This is a genomic window from Pseudomonas sp. TSO6, assembly GCF_056098905.1.
Window position 1 is genome coordinate 33,426 of record NZ_JBLZWV010000068.1, and the last position, 20,960, is coordinate 54,385.

A 20,960-nucleotide genomic window follows, 5' to 3' on the forward strand; every position below is an offset into this window, starting at 1 on the left:
GAAAGGGGCCGGGCGCCATTGCGCGCCCGGCACTCCCCACAAGCAACGCTGCGAGAATCCATGATCATTTCTGCCTCTACCGACTATCGCGCCGCGGCCCAACGCAAGCTGCCTCCCTTCCTGTTCCACTACGCCGACGGCGGCGCCTACGCCGAGCACACCCTGCGCCACAACGTGTCGGACCTGGCCGGCATTGCCCTGCGCCAGCGCGTGCTGAACAACATGTCCGAACTCAGCCTGGAAACAAAGCTGTTCGACGAAACCCTGAGCATGCCGGTGGCCTTGGCCCCGGTCGGCCTCACCGGCATGTACGCGCGCCGCGGCGAAGTGCAGGCGGCGCGTGCAGCCGCGGCCCATGGCATCCCGTTCACCATGTCTACCGTGTCGGTGTGCCCGATCGAAGAAGTGGCCCCGGCGATCAACCGGCCGATGTGGTTCCAGCTGTACGTGCTCAAGGACCGCGGCTTCATGCGCAACGCCCTGGAGCGGGCCAAGGCCGCCGGGGTCAAAACCCTGGTGTTCACCGTCGACATGCCCGTACCCGGCGCCCGCTACCGCGATGCCCACTCGGGCATGAGCGGCCGCAACGGCCCGCTGCGCCGTGTGCTGCAAGCCATGACCCACCCCGAGTGGGCGTGGGATGTCGGCGTGATGGGCCGCCCGCACGACCTGGGCAACATCTCCAAGTACCGCGGCAACCCCACGGGCCTGGCCGACTACATCGGCTGGCTGGGCAACAACTTCGACCCGTCCATCTCCTGGAAAGACCTGGAGTGGATCCGTGAGTACTGGGACGGCCCGATGATCATCAAGGGCATTCTGGATGCCGATGACGCCCGCGATGCGGTCAAGTTCGGCGCCGACGGCATCGTGGTGTCCAACCACGGCGGCCGCCAGCTCGATGGCGTGCTGTCCAGCGCCCGCGCCCTGCCGGCCATTGCCGACGCCGTCAAAGGCGACCTGAAAATTCTGGCCGACTCCGGCATACGCAGTGGCCTCGACGTGGTGCGCATGATCGCCCTGGGCGCCGACACCGTACTGATCGGCCGCGCCTTCCTCTACGCCCTTGCCGTGCACGGCGAGGCCGGGGTGAAGAACCTGCTGGAGCTGTTCGAGAAGGAAATGCGCGTGGCGATGGTGCTGACCGGCGCCAAGTCGATCAGCGAGATCACCCGCGACTCGCTGGTACGCGAACTGGGCGCCTGACCGCCTGCCAGAAACACTGCCTGATTGACCCGGGGCATGTGGCGCACAGACGCCACGGCCCCGCGAGGAGACTGCATGAGCTTGCCCGCCGCGTTCCTGCGTGATGCCGAGCGCCTGATACCCGCCGAACGCCGCTTCGACGACCCCACGTCCACCCTGGCCTTCGGCACCGACGCCAGCTTCTACCGGCTGATCCCAAAGCTGGTGGTGCGCGTCGAGTCCGAGGACGAAGTGGTCGGCCTGATCAAACTGGCCCAGCGCGAGCGGGTGCCGGTCACCTTCCGCGCAGCCGGCACCAGCCTGTCTGGCCAGGCCATCACCGACTCGGTGCTGATAGTGCTCGGCGATAACTGGAACGGCCGCGAAATCCGTGGCCAGGGCGAGCAGATCCGCCTGCAACCGGGCGTGATCGGCGCCCAGGCCAACGCCTGGCTGGCCCCCTTCGGGCGCAAGATCGGCCCCGACCCGGCGTCGATCAACGCCTGCAAGATTGGCGGCATCGTTGCCAACAACGCCAGCGGCATGTGCTGCGGCACCGCGCAGAACACCTACCACACCTTGGCCGGCCTGCGCCTGGTGCTGGCCGACGGCACCCGCCTCGACAGCGAAGACCCGGCCAGCGTCGCCGCCTTTGAAAGCAGCCACGCCGAGCTGCTGGAATCGCTGGCCCGCCTGGCCAGCGAGACCCGCGCCAACACCGCGCTGGCCGAGCGCATCCGGCACAAATACCGGCTGAAGAACACCACCGGCCTGTCGCTGAACGCACTGATGGACTACGACCAGCCGCTGGACATCCTGCAGCACCTGCTGGTCGGTTCCGAAGGCACGCTGGGCTTCATCAGCGCCGTCACCTACGACACCGTGCCCGACCACCCGCACAAGGCCAGCGCCTTGCTGGTGTTCCCCAGCGTCGAAAGCTGCTGCCGCGCGGTGCCCGTGCTCAAGCAGCAGCCAGTCTCGGCCGTGGAACTGCTCGACCGCCGCAGCCTGCGCTCGGTGCAGAACATGCCCGGCATGCCGCTGTGGGTAAAAGGCCTGTCGGACAATGCCTGCGCCCTGCTGATCGAGTCCCGCGCTGCCAGCCAGAGCCTGCTGCACGAGCAACTGCGCCAGGTGATGGCCTCGATTGCCGACTTCCCGCTGGAACAGCAAGTGGACTTCAGCGAAGACCCAGCCGTGTACAACCAGCTGTGGAAAATCCGCAAGGACACCTTCCCCGCCGTCGGCGCCGTGCGCCAGACCGGCACCACGGTGATCATCGAAGACGTGACCTTCCCCGTCGAGCAACTGGCCGAAGGCGTCAACCGCCTGATCCTGCTGTTCGACAAGCACCGCTACGACGAAGCGATCATTTTTGGCCATGCGCTGGAAGGCAACCTGCATTTCGTCTTCACCCAAGGCTTCAACAGCGCCGCGGAAGTCGCCCGTTACCAGGCGTTCATGGACGACGTGGCGCAACTGGTGGCGGTGGAGTTCGGCGGCTCGTTGAAAGCCGAGCACGGCACCGGGCGCAACATGGCACCGTTCGTGGAACTGGAATGGGGCCATGACGCCTACCAACTGATGTGGAAGCTCAAGCGCCTGCTCGACCCCAACGGCATCCTCAACCCCGACGTGGTGCTGAGCGAAGACCCCGACATCCACCTGAAAAACCTCAAGCCGCTGCCAGCCGCCGACGAAATCGTCGACAAGTGCATCGAATGCGGCTTCTGCGAACCGGTGTGCCCGTCCAAGGGGCTTACCCTCAGCCCGCGCCAGCGCATCGTCATGTGGCGTGATATCCAGGCCAAGCAACGCGCCGGCATCGATACCCGCGAACTGCGCCGCACCTACCAGTACCAAGGCCTCGACACCTGCGCAGCCACCGGTCTGTGCGCCCAGCGCTGCCCGGTCGGTATCAACACCGGCGAGCTGGTGAAAAAGCTGCGCAGCCAGGCCGCCGAGCACAACAAGACCGCCGACTGGCTGGCCGAGCACTTCCACACCGTATTGGGTGGCGCCCGCCTTACCCTCACAGCCGCCAACACTGCACGCAAGCTGCTCGGCGCCCCGCGCCTGGGCCGCCTGAGCGCCTCGCTGAGCAAAGCCAGCAAAGGCCGCCTGCCCCAGTGGACCCCGGCCATGCCACAACCCCTGCGCCCGATCAGCTTCGGCCCGGCCAGCCACGACGCCCGCCCCCGCGTGGTGTACCTGGCCGCCTGCGTTTCACGGGTGATGGGCCCGGCCTATGCCGACCGCGAGCAAAGCTCGCTGCTGGACAAAACCCGCGCCCTGCTGAAAAAGGCCGGTTACCAGGTGGTGTTCCCCGACAACGCCGACAGCCTGTGCTGCGGCCAGCCCTTCGCCTCCAAGGGTTACCCCGAACAGGCCGAGCACAAGCGCCAGGAGCTGATCGCTGCCCTGCTGCACGCCAGCCGCGGCGGCCTTGACCCGATCTACTGCGACACCAGCCCCTGCACCCTGCGCCTGGTGCAAGACCTGGGCGAAACCCGGCTGGACCTCTACGACCCCGTGCGCTTCATCCGCACCCACCTGCTCGACCGCCTGGAGTTCACCCCCCAGGACGAGCCGGTAGCCGTGCACGTGACCTGCAGCACCCAACACCTGGGCGAAAGCCAGGCCTTGATCGACCTGGCGCGGCGTTGCAGCAAACAGGTGGTAATCCCCGAAGGCATCCATTGCTGCGGGTTTGCCGGTGACAAAGGCTTCACCACCCCCGAGCTCAACGCCCACTCGCTGCGCAGCCTGAAGGATGCCGTGCAGTATTGCAGCGAAGGCATCTCCACCAGCCGCACCTGCGAGATAGGCCTGTCGAGCCACAGCGGCATCGACTACCACGGCCTGGTCTACCTGGTAGACCGCGTCACCCGCCCACGCAGCATCTAAAGGCAGACACCCTCACCTTGTAGGAGCGGCCTTGTGTCGCGATCGGGCCGCAAAGCGGCCCCAGGTTCTCAGCAGCGATGCATAGATCCCCGGGGCTGCTCTGCAGCCCTTTCGCGACACAAGGCCGCCCCCACAGGTACAGCGCACCCCCGAGCCAAGCACGATCCCCGTAGGAGCGGCTTCAGCCGCGAACACCGGCAAAGCCGGTGCCATCCCCCACCCCAACATCACCCCGCCACCATCCCGATTGAACCCCCGCCAATCCGCCACAGTCCACCCTACAGGCCCACCTTCCAGAGGCCCCAGAGGAGACACCCATGAAAGGTACCGCGCTTTCGGCCCTGTTCGCGGCCGCCACCCTGCTGGCTTCGCCGGTGTTCGCCGCCGATGACCTCTGCAACACCAACCTGCAAAAGATCGACGACAGCATGGCCACCGCCGGCGCCACCTCCGAAGGCCTGGACAAGGCCCTGACCGAGCAGGTGGACAAAGCCAAAGCCGCCCAGGCCTCGGGCGACACCAAGGAATGCATCGCCATCACCAGCAAAGTGCTGGAGCGCCTGGAGAAAACCGAGAAAGGCAGCGGCTCCGGCAGCGGCGGCGCGTGAGCCATGAAGCGGGCGACAGGACCGGCTGTCGACGTCGCCCGCGCAATGGCGTATACTCCATCCCACGTGCCGTAAGGTGCGTTAGCGTAACGCTAGTGTGGGGCCGATTAGGATTCGACGCCGGTAGCGAAACTCTAGGTGCATGCCGAGTTGGTAACAGAACTCGTAAATCCACTGTTGCAACTTTTATAGTTGCCAATGACGAAAACTACGGCGCGGAGTACAAGCTGGCTGCGTAAGCAGTCCTCTTGACCCGTTGCTTCTGGTAGCTTCGGCTCCAGCAATCACTAGGGGATGCCTGTAAACCCGAACTGATTGTCATACAGAACAGGATCGTCGCGTAGCACGTTGTGGGCGAAGTGACTAAAACTTACACAACTCATCCAAAGCACCCTGCCCGTCGGGCGGCTGCGGATTAAATCAATAGACACGGCTACGCATGTAGTACCGACAGCGGAGTACTGGCGGACGGGGGTTCAAATCCCCCCGGCTCCACCAAATGATCAAACAAAGACGTCCACGGACGTCTTTTTTTGTGCCTGTTACCCTGTGAAATCAATGAGTTACAGCGTTATAGAGGGCCATAGAGGTTTTTTGAGTTCCAGTCGGGTTGGTATCCCAGGTGGTATCCCAGGCTACCCGGTGCTATTTTTAGGATACCAAAACGGTGCCGGAGGTAACTCCCATGCCTACTCAAGCAACCCGCCTCTCCGACCGCCAGCTCAAAGCGGTCAAGCCAACCGGGAAGGATTTCGTCCTCAGCGACGGTGACGGCCTTCAGCTTCGTGTCAGAGCCAGCGGCTCAATGATGTGGAATTTTAACTACCGCGAACCATTGACCCGAAGCCGTATCAACATGGCCCTCGGTCCATACCCCGACCTCTCGCTAGCCAACGCTCGAAAAAAAGCCGTCGAGGCGCGCGAGCAGCTCGCCCTAGGCATTGATCCCAAAGTCCAACGTGATGAGGTTAGGCAAGCCAAGCTTGCTGAGACTGAGCACACCTTCGAAAAGGTGGCCACCGCCTGGTTCGAGCTGAAGAAAGACTCGGTCACCCCGGCCTACGCCGAAGACATTTGGCGTTCGCTCACCCTGCACGTTTTCCCGAGCATGAAAACAACCCCGCTCTCAGAAATCACCGCCCCAATGGTGATCAAAATCCTCCGCCCAATCGAGGCTAAAGGCAGCCTCGAAACGGTGAAGCGATTGAGCCAACGGCTCAACGAGATCATGACCTATGGGGTGAACTCCGGCCTGATACATGCGAATCCGCTCAATGGAATTCGTGCGGTGTTCAAGAAACCGAAAAAAGAAAACATGGCTGCACTTCCACCCGAAGAGCTCCCCGAGCTCATGCTGGAAATCGCGAACGCCAGCATCAAACGCACTACCCGCTGCCTGATCGAGTGGCAGTTGCACACGATGACTCGCCCCGCCGAAGCGGCGACTACTCGCTGGGCAGACATCGACTTTGAAAGGCGTATCTGGACCATCCCGCCGGAGCGGATGAAGAAGCGCCGCCCGCACAGCATCCCGTTGAGCGATCAAGCCATGTCATTGCTGGAGATACTGAAGTCCCACAGTGGTCATCGGGAATACGTCTTCCCGGCAGATCGAAACCCTCGTACTCATGCCAATAGCCAGACCGCCAACATGGCGTTGAAACGCATGGGATTCCAGGACCGCTTGGTCAGCCACGGCATGCGCTCAATGGCCAGCACCATATTGAATGAACACGGGTGGGACCCAGAGCTCATCGAAGTGGCGTTGGCGCACGTCGACAAGGATGAGGTGCGGAGTGCCTACAACCGAGCCGACTACATCGAGCGACGGCGGCCAATGATGGCATGGTGGAGCGAGTACATTCTGAAGGCGTCGACGGGCAATCTCTCGGCCAGCGCGATGAATGTGGCCAGGGATCGGAACGTAGTTCCCATCCGATAGGGCGGCGACAACGGCGACACTGGCGACAGACCGCGTGCCATCTACATCCTTGCCGTCTGAGCGGATGGCGAAAGTCGCCAACTCGCCTCAATTTTGGCTTCTCCGGCTAAGCCCGTGAGCATGGGGAGGCTTCGCATCCCCATGCTCACGGGCTAACACTAGAAAAGCGACAAACGGCCACTTTGCCACTGACACCCACCAACTTCCAAAGCACGCCAGAGGAGGAATCTGGCGCATTTCCATGCGCCCTTCACCAATTGACCCGTGCCGCGATGACCGATAGAACGAAGGTTCAAAGCGCTGCCTTAGGCAGCACCCCAGATGACCAGAGCCTTCAAGGTCATGCCGCTAACCCGGTGGTTCATCCCAAAGTGCGATTCGCGCCCGGAGGCTCGCACGGTCATTCGCCAGAATGATGGACGCCCTCTAAACAATCCGCCTAGTGCGGCTGCCCGCCAACCCTTTAGCCCAGCAGCAACGAACCTGCCCGGCCAACGTTTTGCGCCAACCGTTCGCCCGTCTCTTTTTCCAGAAAAGAGACGGGCGCTCCTACCACTGCTGCAGCCCTCATCGCACATGGCTTTGCGGCATTCCCCCTCGTGACAATCGGCGTGACAAACGCCGATGTCACCAGCAACAGCGCTGTAGATGATGGTGCCGCAGACCAGGGAATGGACTGCACCTGACTGACAGTCAGGCATGCCCCTGTCATCACAGTGCTGCTTGCAGCCGGCTCAGGATCTCGCGGCGCTGGTCTCGTCAGCCAGTGCAGCCTCCACCCGCCCACCGGTAACGGTGCTCAGGAGGCCAGATCATGAGATGCACTTGCTCCTGGTCGTAAGGAGCCGTCAGTCCCGCGTCAGTGGACACCCTCACAGGTCGCAGGGGCCTTGATCCCTGATAACACTCAGCATTCTTGGCGGGATGACGTGAGGGAGAGATCGGTTATTTTTGGAGGAAGGCTATGCAACTGCGCGAAGTTCAAGGGCCACCACGTCCCTTACTGGAACAGCAGATTACGCCCCTACCCTACCCGGCTTCGGCGCTGGGCGATCTAATGGGGCCTGCCGTGGAACGCATGGCCGATGTAATCGGCGTGCCCTGTGCCATGGCCGCGCAATCCGTTCTGGCCACGGCAGCTTTGGCGAGCCAGGCGCACGCCAATGTTCAGCTTGACGGCCGAATCTATCCGTTGTCGCTGTACTTGCTGACAGTGGCTTGCTCGGGAGATCGCAAAAGCGCAGTAGATCATGTTGCGTTGCAGGCCGTACGCGATTGGGAAAGACAGCAGTGGATCGCTTATGGCGAACAGCTCAAGGCGCACCGAGCGGCAATGAGCCACACCGCGAAGTCACCGGCCTCGAAAAAGTCAGCCCAGGCAGCGCTGGACACCCAACCTGAGCCTGTCCAGCCACGACTGCTCACTGCCGAGCCAACCATTGAAGGACTGGTGAAAAGCCTGTGCCATGGTTTGCCGAGCATGGGGCTGTTCAGCGATGAAGGGGGGCAGTTTTTGGGCGGCAGCACCATGAGCAAGGACAACATGATCAAGGCGATCACTCACTTGTCGACGCTGTGGGACGGTAGCCCGATTGATCGGTCGCGCGCGATGACTGGAGAAAGTCTGCGGGCCTATGATCGCCGCCTCAGCATGCACCTGATGCTTCAACCCCGCCTGGCAGACCGCTTGCTGCAGGACGCTGATATCAAAGACCAAGGCATCTTGGGACGCTGCCTGATCAGTTGGCCAGAGCGTCTGGTTGGACAACGGCTGTACAAAGCCATCGACCTGACCCGAGATCCAAAAGTGCACCTGTACCACCAGCGCATTGCAGCGCTGATGCAAAAGCCTTGGTCACGGCATAAAGACGGCGGCCTCAACCCTGCAATCTTAGAGTTAAGCCCCCACGCCCGGGAGGCCTGGATTGCTATTCACGACACCATTGAATTCGAGTCAGGGGAGTTCGGCGAGCTGGTCAACGTGCAAGCTGCTGCGAGTAAAGCCGCTGCGAACGTTCTACGCATGGCTGGTGTGATGGCGGTGGTTGAGGAATCGACTGTCCTGGAAGAACTGCACATTCAGCGCGCCTCTACGCTGATGGATTACTACCTGGCCGAGAACCAGCGCCTGACCGAACAGGAGCCACTGAATAAGCTTCGCGCGGAGGCGGATTGCCTTCTGCGCTGGTTGATTAAGAAGAACTGGCCACCGTTTCGCCTCCGCGATCTCACGCGCAACGGCCCTCGCTTTGCCCGTAAAAGCACACGGCACACCTTCGAGTTGTTGCTGCAGCTGGTTACCCATAACTGGCTGAACAATGCCGGGGACATATTCGAGGTGCGCCATGTTCCGCCTCAATGACGCCGTGCGCCGCTACCAGGCGCAACATCGCTCGTCGACCGAGTTGCGGTGTGTCGCCGCCACTGTCACCACTTTGTCACCACGTGCCAAGCCAGATGCAGCAAGGGCTGTCGCCAGTGTCGCCGCTGTCGCCAGTATCACCCCTGAACCCATCGACCTCGCTCAGCTCATCGAGAAGTTGCAAGAAGAAGGGGCTCTACTGCAACACAGCGAAAATGCCCTTTCCATTCGTCCAACACACTGGGGGCAGCTCGACAGCATTAGCCCCCATTGGAAAGCCCTGCTGCTGCACCTACTGACCAACGATCAAGGTGAAGACAATGGCGCTGGTCGGTCGGCGTGACGGTCGCAACTTTGGATACGGCCGCCAACTCAGCTATGCCGGTCGGCAGGCTTTGGAAGATCTGTTTGCCGGCGGCCACTTCGCTACGGTCAAAGCGCATGGCGATCGCTGGCAAGCCTTCGTCCGCTGGTGCCGTTCAGAGAATGGGCCTGGCTACAACGATGCTCGCCAGATAGATCAACAGACCCTAAAAGACTACGCCGCTTATCTTCGCCAGCAGATCCAGCAAGGCAAATTGTGCACCGCCACCGCACAAAACCGCCTGAGCAGCGTCAACCGCACCCTCGCAGCGCTGCGCGGTAACCAAGACGTTAGAATCGTCAGTCCGAGCAAGGCGCTAGGACAGCAGCGCAGCTCAGTACGTGTCCTTGCGCCAGACGGTCAAGACCGTTCACAAATCCTGCTAGTGCTGCAAGCGCTGGCTGATCAGCAGCATGAGCGGGTAGCTGCGATTGTCATGTTGGCCCGAGCCACAGGTATGCGGCTTCGTGAAGCGATTCTAGCGGACCTACCACGTCTGCGCCGCGAAGCCGAACACCTAGGTCGCATCAACATTCAGGACGGCACGAAAGGCGGCCGCTCGGGAGCATCAGCTCCGCGCTGGATCACCGTTAATGAAGAGGTCAAAGCGGCGCTCAAATTGGCTTGTGAAGTGTCGCCAGCCGGCAGCCGGAACTTATTGCATCAGACCGAAAGCTATATTGCATTCCTGAAATATATCGTGCTTCCCTCCCGCGGGATATTGCATAGTCACGGGATAAAGGGGTTTCATGAATTGCGCGCGGCCTTCGCTTGCGAACGTTACCAGCAACTCACTGGCCTCAAAGCGCCAGTCAATGGGGGACAACTCTACACCACAGACCGCAAACTTGATTTAAATGCGCGCCAGAAAATCAGCCAGGAGCTTGGGCATAACAGGGTTGACGTGGTCTCAGCATATATTGGAGGTCGGGCATGCGTGAAACCTATGACATGACATTATTTTTGGGTGGAGCTCTGACTGGATCAAGGGCAACGCAACAACGACACCTAAGGCAAGCTCATATTATGCAATCTGCTATTCAAAACCGCTGGAAGCGCGACAACCCTTGGACATGGCAGACCAAACATTTTCTTTGGTTCCTAAATGAGCACCTGAAAAATCACGCTATTGCCAGTCGATACTCTTATCGCCTGACAGCGCTTTCCATATGCAAAAAACTAGGCTTAAAGGATTTATCTAACCTATTAAATCAAGCGAAGCCCTGAGACCACACACTACGCACCAGGGCACCGCTTTTCAAGAAAGGCTAGTCATTTAAACTAGGCTTTACTATTTTAGAGTTTAGATCAGCCAAAAGTCCAACCCCATTACCAAGTGCAAAAATCTTATCTGGCTCGCTGAGAAACCAAGCCAATGATCCCCAAGCCAGCGAGGATACAGTTTTTTTGAACCCGGCAGACTGCCGATCTTTGTAGGCTGTAACGAACGCAACCCTGCTTCGATCAAAACCGCCTTCATCTGTTATCTTAAACAGTGCATCCTGACGCCGTTGCGTAACTGCGCCGTCGGTAGCCACGACCTCTACAAAAACGATTAAAGGCTGAGGCGAACCAAGATCAACAAGAATGATGTCTGGGAGATCTTTATTCGCCTGTATATTTAGCCCGATGCTAGTAGCCATATGAAGGTCTTGCATGGCGACCTTCTTGCTCGATTCACTCAACCAAAGCACGGCTGGCGCTTCCAAATACTGCGTAGCGAAAACCTCGATTACAGCCTTGGAGATTTCAGAGCTTGGACCAGATGCAAGAGAGCGGGCCTCGCCATTTGGAAACTGAACGAGGACACCATCACCTCCCCCGGCCCCTAGACGAAGAAGTTTGATTCGCGCCAAGGCGCCTTTATTCAGATGCGTTTCTTGCCAGTCATATATGGCTGACATTAACTCATCGCCTTGTAGCGCCGGATCAAAGAGTCCAACGATATGGCTTTTTAGAGCATACCTCGGCACACCCGATGTAGTAGATACCGACTTATCCTCGTAAACTGCCCCTATCTCTATCAGCCCCTCTCGAAGGGTCTCATCACGTATCGATTCTCTAGTATTATCTCGATACCATCTTTTACCAGATGCTTCATAACCACGCTTCAAGATATTCGCACCATAGTCACTACGGCTTTCCTCACTACTATCCGCTGCGACCTGATCCGTCATACGGTAGACGTGAACCGGACCAAGCTTCACATCTCCCCCCTCTACCGCCCCTATATACAGCATGGTGAAAACTGTGCTTGCAGCCAACTGTCTCGTACAGTAGTTACGCTGAGGGGTTCCTTCCGGAAAAATCATAGAAAGACGTTCAGCGACCAAGTCCCTTGGCACATATGGTGGAAACACTACTAATCCTCACTAAAAAGTTTAGCACAAGCTGTATTGATAGCTTCTCTTCCAGCGTTGGTCATTACCAAATCTACGAGACCCCCAAGGCTTGCAGGGTCAGGCAATGGTAAGGACTCTAACTCGTAAGCAGAAACCGCGACAGAGCCACTCACGCATCTGAAGGCACGATCAGCTGCATCGCTATTGATAAAGGCACTCAATACATCGGCACTCACCAGCGGGGAGTCAACGATTGGGCGAAGCATATTGATATGATTCTCAACCACCACCCCCCCATGTTTTGTTATGAAATCCCCAGGCAGCACTGCTGCTATTAACCGACGACTTTGCTCTTTAGCAGTCGTTCGTTGAAGTAGCACACACGACTTTCTCGTTATCAGCCAATCATCTCCTGGCTTCAGCTCAAAATAAGGCGCGTGATTCTTCTTATCCGCCCTAAATACAAACTTACCATCCGAGGTGATAGCTTCCGCCCAGATTAATGGAAGCCTTTTAGCGCTTGGCCGATGCGACAGCTGTGGTTTGTGTCTATTCCACACCAATTGACCGGTACTAACAGAATACCCCCAGTCTTGCAACCGAAAGGGCAAACTCGTTAATCGCTGCACTAAAGCAGCCTGCTCCGGTGCCCTTGGAAGAAGCCATGGTAGAGACGGGTCGTCCGGCAGAGAAATTTCTCCTGCCTTGCAAACTTTGACGCCCTCAGCCGACGGCTCAATTCGGCACACTAAAGTTTTACCCTTCCGATCACCTTTACGATAAGTGGTGAGTGCGGTCTCTTGGAGGACGTCATCAAAAACGCCTTTCCGACCCTCAACAAAATCTATACTAATAGGGTTTGCATAACGCCCCAATAGAGCTCTCAAATTTTTGAAATAAACGCCGGCCAAAAACGAAGTCGGAGTTACGTATGAGATTAGCCCCCCGACTTTGGTATATCTGAGAGCCAGATCCGTGAAGATCCCGTAAAGATTTGCATGACCATACAGCGAACGCTTGTAACGCTCACGGGCTTCAGCGTCAAGCTTTGCTCGCCCATATGGAGGATTACCTATGACTAAATCAAACCGGTCTTTGGGCGGGGCTCTTCTGAGCGAGTCACATACAGTGACCATCACCGGTAATTTTTTCTTAGCTAAACGGCTTACGGGTAACATAACTGCATCCAAAGTTACTTGGCTCAACCATGCAGCGAATGGATCGATCTCGAAACCTCGCAGTCGATTCCCAATACTTTGCATCAGCAACTTTGGGCTACACCCGTCAAGCTCTTGAACAATTCTTCTTGCCAAAGGCGCAAGGAAGGCACCACCACCACAGGCCGGGTCAAGCACTCTGCACTTAGACCAATCAATACCAGCTTCTGAAATCTGATCAAGAAGACGCGCTGTTAATTGAGGAGGCGTATAGTATATACCGTAATTACTACGATGCTCATCCGGGAGCATGCCAGTATAAGCCAGCCCAATATTATAAGCCGCCACTTCAATGTCAACTTTTGAAGCCAACCCGCCTAAGCGCACAGCGAGTTCAACAGCTGCCTCAGGAAGTTCCACAGAACCGGTTGACTCTAATGGCTCACGCAATTCCTGCGGAACAATTTCTTGAATTGTTAATGCTCGCCACCAGCCAGCTACTAGTTGGCGGCCGAATTCACGAGCCACTTCCAATTGTTCTTCAGCGGGAAAGTTCTGAGTGAGCGCCCTGGCCATTGCTACAGCAGACTTCAGCTCAAGAAGAGGGGATATATTCCCGGCCAACTCTTGGTACTCCACCCGTAATTTATGCTGTTCGATCACGATTCCCCCCGATTTCAGCGAGGTGAATTCTACAGGATTTACCAGCACACGGGAGCCCGAGAGCGAGGATCAGCCGCTTCTGATGGATAAGCGGCGAGGTATTCATCGTCCCACCATAAGGAGAGGAGGGGGTCACACAAGGCTAAGCAAGCTAACGCTGGCCTAACCCTGGGCCACATACCGTTTCCAGCTAGGGGGCAGGTGCCTTGCAGGTCGGCACCAAGCGCCATTCATCGCCAATTTTCACAGCCTGCTTATTCGTTAGTGGATCTGTGGCGGAAGATCCAGGCTTCCCTGAAGCCTGTGCAAGAAGGTTTTGAGCGTACGATTTACAGACCGCGAGGCCCGCCTCTTTATCCTCGGCTGAAACGGAGATTGCACCCACAGCTGAGGAAGAGCTATTAGCCGGTTTGACACCAACGGCCAAAGTAATAGTTAAAATAGCCAAAGCCAAGGCAAGCAAACCATAAAACCAATCCATCTTATGACGCGAGTGCACCTTGCGATTAATAAGAGGAACTGTAAATGGGCTAGATTGAGAAATTTTCACTCCTAGGTCCACTACAACCCCAAGAGTCTTCAGCTCACTTTCAGCGCTGATTCCCGCCGCCACGGAACCATCTAACAAACGGTGATACCAAAGCCGGTCCATCAGGTAAAATGCGACCAGAGGCAGGAGAGAGGCACCGACTATCAGAGCTGCGCTCGATATATCTCGCCCCACAACATTGACGAAGCCTCCGTCTTTTATCGCATAACCACCCAAGCCCAAAAAAGCGCCGGTAACAATCAAAGCAAAATTTCGAATCCTAAGCTCTAAATCGTTGAAATGCTGCTGAACATCAACAATTTTCTTCCACACTTCAGTTTGGGCTTCAAGCTTATCCATTATCGCATTCCATAACAGCCACAACTTCTTTGAAAGATTGCCCAGCAGTGTAATTTGGCATAACTACGCCTGGACGCAACGCCTGCCTTTCCCGCTCAACCATCTCGGGAGTCCAGTGCGTTACTTTTTTGAGTAGATCGTACTCCTCAGCTCGATGCTGTGCAGCCCCATACTTTGCATGAACATCCAAAACATTAGCTTGCTGTGCCATATGCACATCTTTTAGCAAATTATCACCGATATAGACAGCATCATCGACCTCGAACCCGAGCTCCTCAATAATGCTAAGCAAAATATGAGGGTTTGGCTTGAACTCGCCTTCCGGCGTGAACCGATGCTGCGTCCTCTCCAACTCACTGTACTCAGACTTTTTATCCCGCGGGAGATCATGATCCCTCGGAGAATACAAAAAGTCGATCTTCCCATCAAGCCCAAGCTTTCTAAATCTACTATTAGTATAATATGCTTTTGATTCAGTAAACGCCGCAACGGTAACCCCGCAGCCCTTCAATTCTTCAAGAGTGTCGATGACCCCATCATAAAGCTTAAGATTACTAACGCGAGCCTTTCTGAATTCTGCGATAGCAGGCTCCATCACTTCTCTTACGTGGCCACCGTACATTTTCTGGAATGTCGGAAGCTCCGTCAGAACAAAGGAATACTCGCTGGTGCCATGCAACTGATGAAGGGCACTGCATTCCTTATAAAACTGATCAGCATCAATCCCTGAGATCTCAATAGCTTTTTGGCTCATTGAGGAAAAACATTCGTACCAGAGCCGCTGCCAATCGAACAGGGTATTGTCAACATCCGTGATAAGAAGTTTTTTCATTCACCACCCCGCAAAACTGCCTAGCAAATATTTAAAATTAGTGATCAATATACACCAAGCCAGCCTCAGTTAAAAGCCCAAAAGCAGTTAAGGACACACTAAACACAATCACTCACATAAATCATCACGCGCATCTCAATCAACGCCCTCGCCACATCCAAAACAATTAGACTTACCGATCATATTAATACATCTCGATAAAGGAGCACATCCAGCAAAACGCCTCTAACATATCCAAAACAGAAATACACTACTTGACGATCTCTGATAATATTTATATCTAAGCCAAACTAAGCGCCGAGCCGACTAACACAGGACGCGGAACACATGTACTTGGCGCCGTACACGCAGTAACCGTCACAATACCAGCCAGCGCAAAAATCCCGATCCGCGATTGTGAAGGAGGACGCAGCGCAAGGGAGTACTCCAGGTGGTATCCAAGCAAGCATTCGATAGAAAGTTATATATTTAAAATCAGAATCTTACGTAGCCAATTCAAATTACCCCGGCCCACCTAATCCAAAGAAGAAGACGCCCTCGGGCATCTTCTTAGTATCTGAATTTTGGGAGCTGCGGGCGAAAAATCGGATTTAACCCCTTTCTTGTAGGGCGTTTCCCAAAGATACTCCCAGCGCCTGTTTTCCGTTGCACACGGGAAATGCGGTCTCTAGTCTCGACGTGTCGTTGGCATTCAACGACCGGGTTTAGCCGCCCGATATCGTCAGACAACACAGCCGTGCAATTCCGAGCAATCGGCATTGATGCTTTATGGCGGCTGTGCGTGGGGCACCTTCGGGTGCGCCGGGTGCCTGACGTCCCGGTCGGCTAACCCGCGTACAGCTGCCACCTTACTGTTTAGCCGCGGTGGGTGGTCGCTTCACTACGACAGGAGCCACGCCATGCTGAAGATAGTCCCCGACCCACCTCACCATCCCCACTCCCTGGAAGACACGATCATGATGGCCTCGGACTACGCACTCTGTGCAGAAGCCGTAGCCCAGCAGGCGATGCTGATGCAGCCCAGGTCGCCCGCATCGGTATTGATCATGGCCTCGATGCACGAGCTCGAAGCGCTGCGCCGATTACTCGAATCAGCGCTGGTGCAAATACAGCAGCCAGCGAACCCGCAACCGATGCACTGATTCGCATACCGAGCGAAAAACCTGTGGGAGCCCGGCTTGCCGGCGATAGGGCCAGCCCAGGCAACCACCAGACCAGGGAGATTGATCAATGACCACCGAAGACACGAACTGCACAGTCGGCAAAACCATCTTCTTTCAAGGCGAAAACCAGACCCACCCCCTGTTCCGCATCGAACCCGGCATCCCTTGCCAGAACGCTCGCGAACAGGCCTCGGAACTGATGGGCTACGCGCGGGACCTGACCATCGATGGCCTGATGGAAGACAAGCCCAAACTGATCTGGGCGGCGCATTACCTCTGTGCGTTGGGCAAAGCCCTGTTGGATGATGCCGAACTCGGCATGATGCGTTGAGGCCTAACTCTCATGTTACGTGGCCGCAACCACACGACCTAGGTAGCGGCCACATCATCAAAATGCGGAAAGTGTTCTTTCAAACACTCAATGGTTGATCTCCATTTCGGTTTTTTATCCCACCTGCACCTCAAACGCATCGTACGCCGCTAACGGCAAGCTAATCCCCTCACGAACCGCACGAGCATAAGCTTGCTCTTTACCCTTCCCCGGCAAGTAAACCCCCAAGGCCTCAAGCCGAGCCATCTGCTCGCCCAGCCTTAAAGCAAAGCACTCATCCAGCAACCTGGGGGCAATACCAAGCACCAGCATCCCAGCCCCAGGGGATTCGCTACCAGCACGGAAATCCGCTGCATCCAACGACCAATTGGCCCCCGTCACCCCCGCCGCAAGCACCTCAACCATCAACGCAATGTTAGCCCCCCGACCGCCCCCAAACGCCAGCAACGTCCCACGCAATGCCTCCCGCGCACTACACGTTTCATTGCCTTGTGCATCAACCGCCCAGCTTGCCGGTATCGCCTCCCCCGCCTCAGCCGCCCGCAACAGGTTCACGTAGGCCGTGGCGCTGCTAGCTTGGTCAATCGCCAATAACCGCCCCGCTGCACTGGCGGCGGCAAATGCGATGGGGTTGGTGGAATACAGCGGCCGACTCTGGCCCGCCACGGTGAGCAGCGGAGGGCCATTGGTAAACGCCAACGCGACCAGCCCCTCGCGCGCCAGGCGACGGGTGTAATAACCCAACTCGCCACAGGTAAAAGCGTTGAACTGCGCAAACAGGGCAATACCCAGTTGATGCGCATTGCTGCACAGCGCTGGGAAAGCGCGATCAAACCCCAGTTGCGCGATCCCTCGGCCCGCGTCGCAGCGGATCATGGCCGGCGCGACCTGGGTCACGATGGGCTCGGCAGCCGGGGCGATTCGGCCGGTTGCAAAGCCGCTGAGGTAGTCCGGCAAATGGCCGAAACCGAGTTCGTGTTGGCCATGGGCCTGGGCTGATACCGTGGCGTCGGCAAGCGCCGAGGCCACGGCGTGGCTGGCGCCGTGGGCCAGGCAGAGCCGGTGTGCAAAGGCGGTGGCCTCGGTCAGAGACAGGCGCTTTTCGGGTTTGTCGTCGTCCATGGTGGCTTCGGTGCTCTCGGTTTGTCGGTGTGCCGCAGCCTGAGAACCTGCAGGGGGCGGCGTTAGCCGCTCCTGCAGGATTTGATGACCTTTACTGAATCATCCTTGGCTCACCCACTTTTGCAGCCTCGCGGTCCAGGCCAAACGTGGCGAGGATTTCTGCGATTTCGCCCGAGGCGTGCAAGGCCTGGATGTTCTTGCCCAGCGCCTCGCCCAAGGCTGCGTTGGCCTTGGTGTATGGGAAGGCGCTCTGCCCGGGCTCAAGCGTGGCCTTGACCCGTTGATCGGGCTCGGACACCTTGATGCTCTTGCCGGGGTAGCCGCCCTTTTGCTGCGAAGAAACGGCCACCGCGAAGCTATCCGCGCCAACCTGGATGCGCCTGGACGCCAAGTCCTGGGCCATGGCCACGGGGTTTGGGTAAAGCACCAGGTTATCGCCAAAAGCCTTCTTCAAATCGTCCACCCACAGGTAGCCCTGCACGGTGCCGATACGCTTGCCATCCAGTTCGGAGATCTTGGTGTAACCCTCATCCGAAATAATGCCCATCACGTCCAGGTACAACGGTGCCGACAAGCCCAACGCCTTGCTGCGCTCTGCCGTGCGGTACCAATCGCCAATGCCGACATCGGCGCGCTTGGCCACCACCGCCTGCACGACGGCGGCAGTGTCCACCACCATGGTTTTGACTTTCAGGCATTCGCGCTCGGCGATGCGCTTGATGATCTCGCCATCCACGCCGCTCAACTGGTTGTTGGGCCCCGGTATCGAGTAGGGCGGGAACACGTACGCCGCCACGGTGAGTACACCTGGGGTGATGGTTTCAAACTGGTTCGCGGGGGTGCATTCGGCCAGGGCGTACGGGGCGCCGGCCAAGGTCGAGCACAACAACATCCAACGGGTAAAACGTTTGAATGAACGAGTCATGACGTCACCTTTGCAATAAGAGAGCAGCAGCCGAAATCGGCGCGAGTGGCATTTGTTGTTATGGCTGGCTGGGTGCCAGTCTTTTTTCCAGCGCTGCCACACCCAGGGTCGCCGGGGCACAGACAGCGGCATACATCAAACCGGCCAGTATCAGCACCGGCATGTACTCGAACGTGGAGGAGCCAATGGACGATGCCCGGCTGACAATTTCTGGCAGGGCGATGGTGAAACACAGCGACGAGGCCTGGAACATCATGATCGAGAACCCCAGCAGCGATGGCAGCGCCACCCGCAAGGCCTGAGGCAGAATCACAAAGCGCAGCGCGTCGAACCGGTTGAGGCCGATCACTTCGGCGGCCTCGGTTTGCCCTGCGGCCACCGACTCGATGCCACCACGAATAATTTCACTGGTGTAGGCCGCCGTGCAGTACGCCATGGCCAGCGCAGCGGCCCAGAACGAGGTCAGGGTCAGGTTGACGCTGGGCAGGCCAAAGTAGAAGTACTGCAGCAGGATCAGCGCCGGTGCACCACGCCCCAGTTCCACCACAACCAGGGAGGGGTAACGCAACCAGCGGTTCGGCGCCGAAACGCCCAGTGCCAGCAACAGCCCCAGCACAACGCCCAGGCCCAGGCTCACCGCTGTCACCTGCATAGACAGCACAAAGCCCTTCCACAACTCCGGCAACCATTGCGCCCACATCGTCAGCAGTTCGCTCATCGGGCAATCCTCTGTTTCAACGTGGCCGACAGCCAACGTGAGCACAGGGCCACTGGCACGCTGAGCACCAGGTACACCACCGCCGCCGCGCTGTAGACGCTCAGGCCCTGAAAGGTTTGCTGTGAAACCTGGTAAGCCTGAAAGCTGATATCCCCCACGCCAATGGTCGAGGCCACGGCCGAATCCTTCAGCAGGCCAATGGCGTAGGTGGCTGAGGTGGGAATGGCGATACGCACCAACTGCGGCAACACCACATCGAAAAACCGTTGCGGCGCCGACAGGTTAAGCGCGTAGGCGGCTTCGAACTGGCCGGCGGGAATTGCCGCGAACGCACCACGGTATACCTCGGACATGTGCGCCGCCGTAATCAGCCCCAAACCAACCACCGCTGCGGTAAACGGCGACAGGCTGACATAGCCGCCGCCGATGCCGAAGAAGATGAAAAACAGCCAGACAATCGGGGGGATCGAGCGCAGGGTCAGTACCAGCATGGCAGCCAGCATACTCAGCACCTTGACCCTGGACATGCGCAGGGCACAGATCGGAAACCCCAACACTACGCCCACACAGAATGCCAGCACGGTAACGGCAATGGTCCAGGGTACGCCGTTCAACAGCATCATCAGGATGTCTTGCATCAGCGATTCCTCACAGCCTGGAGAAACTGCACCACCCGTTCATGCTGGGGCTCGCGCATCACCTGCTGGCTTGGCCCGTGCTCGATGATGCGCCCGTCAGCCATCACCACCACCCGGTCAGACACGGTTTCGGCGAAGTGCATCTCGTGGGTTACCACAATCATCGACATGCCTTCGCCGGCCAGCTCTTTCATCACCGCCAGCACCTCCAGGCCCAGCTCGGGGTCCAGCGCCGAGGTCGGCTCATCGAACAGCATCAGCTCAGGGTCCAATGCCAGGGCGCGGGCGATAGCGATGCGTTGCTGCTGGCCACCGGAGCAGCGCGCCGGATAATGCTGGGCCTTGTCAGCCAGCCCGACGCGTTCGAGCAGTTGCAAGGAGCGGGCGTCGGCGTCTTTGGCGCTGCGGCCCAGGGTGCGGATTTGCGCCAGGCTAACGTTGCGCAGCACCGTCAGGTGCGGGAACAGATTGAACGACTGGAACACCATGCCAATGCGCCGGCGCAACTTGAGCAGCTCGCTACGGGGCAACGCCTTGCCCGCTTCGATGTGCACGCCATCCATGCTGACCCGCCCCTTGGTCGGCGGCTCCAGTTGGTTGATGCAGCGCAGCAAGGTACTTTTGCCCGACCCGCTGGGGCCGATAATGGCCACTACCTCGCCCTTGTTCATTTCAAAACACACGTCGTGCAACACGGGGTAAGGGCCAAACTGTTTATGAATGCCCTCCAGGCGCAAGAACGGTTCGGCGCTGGCCACCGGCCGCGGCGCCAAGGTCGGTGCGGTTTCAATCACGGTCATGCTGCTCATGGT

General features: G+C 58.0%; 19 protein-coding genes and 1 other RNA gene. 11 read left to right on the forward strand and 9 right to left on the reverse strand.

Annotation, left to right across the window (positions count from 1 at the left end; genetic code table 11):
- The first annotated feature begins 60 nt into the window (after positions 1-60).
- From lldD to ACN6NG_RS26320, 9 genes are all read left to right on the forward strand, one after another.
- Positions 61-1,206, forward strand: coding sequence for an FMN-dependent L-lactate dehydrogenase LldD (gene lldD / locus ACN6NG_RS26280; RefSeq protein ID WP_043202589.1), 1,146 nt, complete (start codon positions 61-63; stop codon positions 1,204-1,206).
- Between the two features lie 75 nt (positions 1,207-1,281).
- A complete protein-coding gene (locus tag ACN6NG_RS26285) occupies positions 1,282-4,092 on the forward strand; it encodes an FAD-binding and (Fe-S)-binding domain-containing protein (RefSeq protein WP_474316942.1) in 2,811 nt (936 codons plus the stop codon).
- Between the two features lie 317 nt (positions 4,093-4,409).
- Positions 4,410-4,700: a hypothetical protein gene (locus ACN6NG_RS26290; protein WP_023047600.1), complete on the forward strand. Its 291-nt coding sequence runs from the start codon at positions 4,410-4,412 to the stop codon at positions 4,698-4,700.
- Between the two features lie 99 nt (positions 4,701-4,799).
- Positions 4,800-5,198, forward strand: a transfer-messenger RNA (tmRNA) gene (ssrA, locus tag ACN6NG_RS26295).
- Positions 5,199-5,385: 187 nt separating this feature from the next.
- On the forward strand, positions 5,386-6,642 hold the full coding sequence (locus ACN6NG_RS26300) for an integrase domain-containing protein (RefSeq protein WP_197854096.1): 1,257 nt from the start codon (positions 5,386-5,388) through the stop codon (positions 6,640-6,642).
- A 964-nt stretch (positions 6,643-7,606) separates the two neighbouring features.
- Positions 7,607-9,004 carry a YfjI family protein gene (locus ACN6NG_RS26305; protein ID WP_474316945.1) on the forward strand — a complete coding sequence of 466 codons (1,398 nt, stop codon included), beginning with the start codon at positions 7,607-7,609 and terminating at the stop codon, positions 9,002-9,004.
- Positions 8,988-9,347, forward strand: a complete 360-nt coding sequence (locus ACN6NG_RS26310; protein WP_474316947.1) for a hypothetical protein — start codon at positions 8,988-8,990, stop codon at positions 9,345-9,347. Before ACN6NG_RS26305 ends, ACN6NG_RS26310 begins: the two co-directional genes overlap by 17 nt.
- A complete protein-coding gene (locus tag ACN6NG_RS26315; protein ID WP_474316950.1) occupies positions 9,325-10,323 on the forward strand; it encodes an integrase domain-containing protein in 999 nt (332 codons plus the stop codon). Before ACN6NG_RS26310 ends, ACN6NG_RS26315 begins: the two co-directional genes overlap by 23 nt.
- Complete coding sequence (locus ACN6NG_RS26320) at positions 10,302-10,595, forward strand: hypothetical protein (RefSeq protein ID WP_474316952.1); 294 nt, start codon at positions 10,302-10,304, stop codon at positions 10,593-10,595. The genes ACN6NG_RS26315 and ACN6NG_RS26320 overlap by 22 nt, the downstream gene beginning before the upstream one ends.
- Positions 10,596-10,636: 41 nt before the next feature.
- Here ACN6NG_RS26320 and ACN6NG_RS26325 read toward each other — a convergent pair whose 3' ends face one another.
- The 4 genes from ACN6NG_RS26325 to ACN6NG_RS26340 form a co-directional block, all read right to left on the reverse strand.
- Positions 10,637-11,728 carry a BsuBI/PstI family type II restriction endonuclease gene (locus tag ACN6NG_RS26325; protein ID WP_474316954.1) on the reverse strand — a complete coding sequence of 364 codons (1,092 nt, stop codon included), beginning with the start codon at positions 11,726-11,728 and terminating at the stop codon, positions 10,637-10,639.
- 2 nt (positions 11,729-11,730) lie between these two features.
- Positions 11,731-13,530: an HsdM family class I SAM-dependent methyltransferase gene (locus tag ACN6NG_RS26330; RefSeq protein ID WP_474316956.1), complete on the reverse strand. Its 1,800-nt coding sequence runs from the start codon at positions 13,528-13,530 to the stop codon at positions 11,731-11,733.
- A gap of 190 nt (positions 13,531-13,720) precedes the next feature.
- On the reverse strand, positions 13,721-14,419 hold the full coding sequence (locus ACN6NG_RS26335) for a hypothetical protein (RefSeq protein ID WP_197854102.1): 699 nt from the start codon (positions 14,417-14,419) through the stop codon (positions 13,721-13,723).
- The gene (locus tag ACN6NG_RS26340) at positions 14,412-15,251 is read right to left on the reverse strand and encodes an HAD family hydrolase (RefSeq protein ID WP_474316958.1); all 840 of its coding nucleotides are present in this window, start codon (positions 15,249-15,251) and stop codon (positions 14,412-14,414) included. The genes ACN6NG_RS26335 and ACN6NG_RS26340 overlap by 8 nt, the downstream gene beginning before the upstream one ends.
- Before the next feature lie 899 nt (positions 15,252-16,150).
- Between ACN6NG_RS26340 and ACN6NG_RS26345 the strand changes: the two genes are divergently transcribed.
- Positions 16,151-16,393: a hypothetical protein gene (locus ACN6NG_RS26345; protein ID WP_338745277.1), complete on the forward strand. Its 243-nt coding sequence runs from the start codon at positions 16,151-16,153 to the stop codon at positions 16,391-16,393.
- Positions 16,394-16,481: 88 nt separating this feature from the next.
- Positions 16,482-16,745 carry a DUF3077 domain-containing protein gene (locus ACN6NG_RS26350; protein ID WP_016489250.1) on the forward strand — a complete coding sequence of 88 codons (264 nt, stop codon included), beginning with the start codon at positions 16,482-16,484 and terminating at the stop codon, positions 16,743-16,745.
- A gap of 114 nt (positions 16,746-16,859) precedes the next feature.
- On the opposite strand, the gene ACN6NG_RS26355 is transcribed toward ACN6NG_RS26350, so the two are convergent.
- The 5 genes from ACN6NG_RS26355 to ACN6NG_RS26375 all read right to left on the reverse strand — a co-directional run bounded on the left by ACN6NG_RS26355 (position 16,860) and on the right by ACN6NG_RS26375 (position 20,957).
- A complete protein-coding gene (locus ACN6NG_RS26355; protein WP_474316961.1) occupies positions 16,860-17,867 on the reverse strand; it encodes an Ldh family oxidoreductase in 1,008 nt (335 codons plus the stop codon).
- Positions 17,868-17,958: 91 nt separating this feature from the next.
- Positions 17,959-18,792 carry a substrate-binding periplasmic protein gene (locus ACN6NG_RS26360; protein ID WP_049275851.1) on the reverse strand — a complete coding sequence of 278 codons (834 nt, stop codon included), beginning with the start codon at positions 18,790-18,792 and terminating at the stop codon, positions 17,959-17,961.
- Positions 18,793-18,850: 58 nt separating this feature from the next.
- Positions 18,851-19,510 (reverse strand): amino acid ABC transporter permease, encoded by a 660-nt coding sequence (locus tag ACN6NG_RS26365; protein WP_019470406.1) that lies wholly within the window; start codon positions 19,508-19,510, stop codon positions 18,851-18,853.
- Entirely contained in the window at positions 19,507-20,148 is a 642-nt protein-coding gene (locus ACN6NG_RS26370) for an amino acid ABC transporter permease (protein ID WP_059395876.1), read from the reverse strand. The genes ACN6NG_RS26365 and ACN6NG_RS26370 overlap by 4 nt, the downstream gene beginning before the upstream one ends.
- Positions 20,148-20,957: an amino acid ABC transporter ATP-binding protein gene (locus ACN6NG_RS26375; protein ID WP_474316966.1), complete on the reverse strand. Its 810-nt coding sequence runs from the start codon at positions 20,955-20,957 to the stop codon at positions 20,148-20,150. The genes ACN6NG_RS26370 and ACN6NG_RS26375 overlap by 1 nt, the downstream gene beginning before the upstream one ends.
- Between the last annotated feature and the right edge of the window lie 3 nt (positions 20,958-20,960).

Bases quoted from the DNA above. Each gene is read 5' to 3' on its own strand.
- lldD (WP_043202589.1), top strand. From the start codon at position 61: ATGATCATTTCTGCCTCTACCGACTATCGCGCCGCGGCCCAACGCAAG.
- ACN6NG_RS26285 (WP_474316942.1), top strand. From the start codon at position 1,282: ATGAGCTTGCCCGCCGCGTTCCTGCGTGATGCCGAGCGCCTGATACCC.
- ACN6NG_RS26290 (WP_023047600.1), top strand. From the start codon at position 4,410: ATGAAAGGTACCGCGCTTTCGGCCCTGTTCGCGGCCGCCACCCTGCTG.
- ACN6NG_RS26300 (WP_197854096.1), top strand. From the start codon at position 5,386: ATGCCTACTCAAGCAACCCGCCTCTCCGACCGCCAGCTCAAAGCGGTC.
- ACN6NG_RS26305 (WP_474316945.1), top strand. From the start codon at position 7,607: ATGCAACTGCGCGAAGTTCAAGGGCCACCACGTCCCTTACTGGAACAG.
- ACN6NG_RS26310 (WP_474316947.1), top strand. From the start codon at position 8,988: ATGTTCCGCCTCAATGACGCCGTGCGCCGCTACCAGGCGCAACATCGC.
- ACN6NG_RS26315 (WP_474316950.1), top strand. From the start codon at position 9,325: ATGGCGCTGGTCGGTCGGCGTGACGGTCGCAACTTTGGATACGGCCGC.
- ACN6NG_RS26320 (WP_474316952.1), top strand. From the start codon at position 10,302: ATGCGTGAAACCTATGACATGACATTATTTTTGGGTGGAGCTCTGACT.
- ACN6NG_RS26335 (WP_197854102.1), bottom strand. From the start codon at position 14,419: ATGGATAAGCTTGAAGCCCAAACTGAAGTGTGGAAGAAAATTGTTGAT.
- ACN6NG_RS26340 (WP_474316958.1), bottom strand. From the start codon at position 15,251: ATGAAAAAACTTCTTATCACGGATGTTGACAATACCCTGTTCGATTGG.
- ACN6NG_RS26345 (WP_338745277.1), top strand. From the start codon at position 16,151: ATGCTGAAGATAGTCCCCGACCCACCTCACCATCCCCACTCCCTGGAA.
- ACN6NG_RS26350 (WP_016489250.1), top strand. From the start codon at position 16,482: ATGACCACCGAAGACACGAACTGCACAGTCGGCAAAACCATCTTCTTT.
- ACN6NG_RS26355 (WP_474316961.1), bottom strand. From the start codon at position 17,867: ATGGACGACGACAAACCCGAAAAGCGCCTGTCTCTGACCGAGGCCACC.
- ACN6NG_RS26360 (WP_049275851.1), bottom strand. From the start codon at position 18,792: ATGACTCGTTCATTCAAACGTTTTACCCGTTGGATGTTGTTGTGCTCG.
- ACN6NG_RS26365 (WP_019470406.1), bottom strand. From the start codon at position 19,510: ATGAGCGAACTGCTGACGATGTGGGCGCAATGGTTGCCGGAGTTGTGG.
- ACN6NG_RS26370 (WP_059395876.1), bottom strand. From the start codon at position 20,148: ATGCAAGACATCCTGATGATGCTGTTGAACGGCGTACCCTGGACCATT.
- ACN6NG_RS26375 (WP_474316966.1), bottom strand. From the start codon at position 20,957: ATGAGCAGCATGACCGTGATTGAAACCGCACCGACCTTGGCGCCGCGG.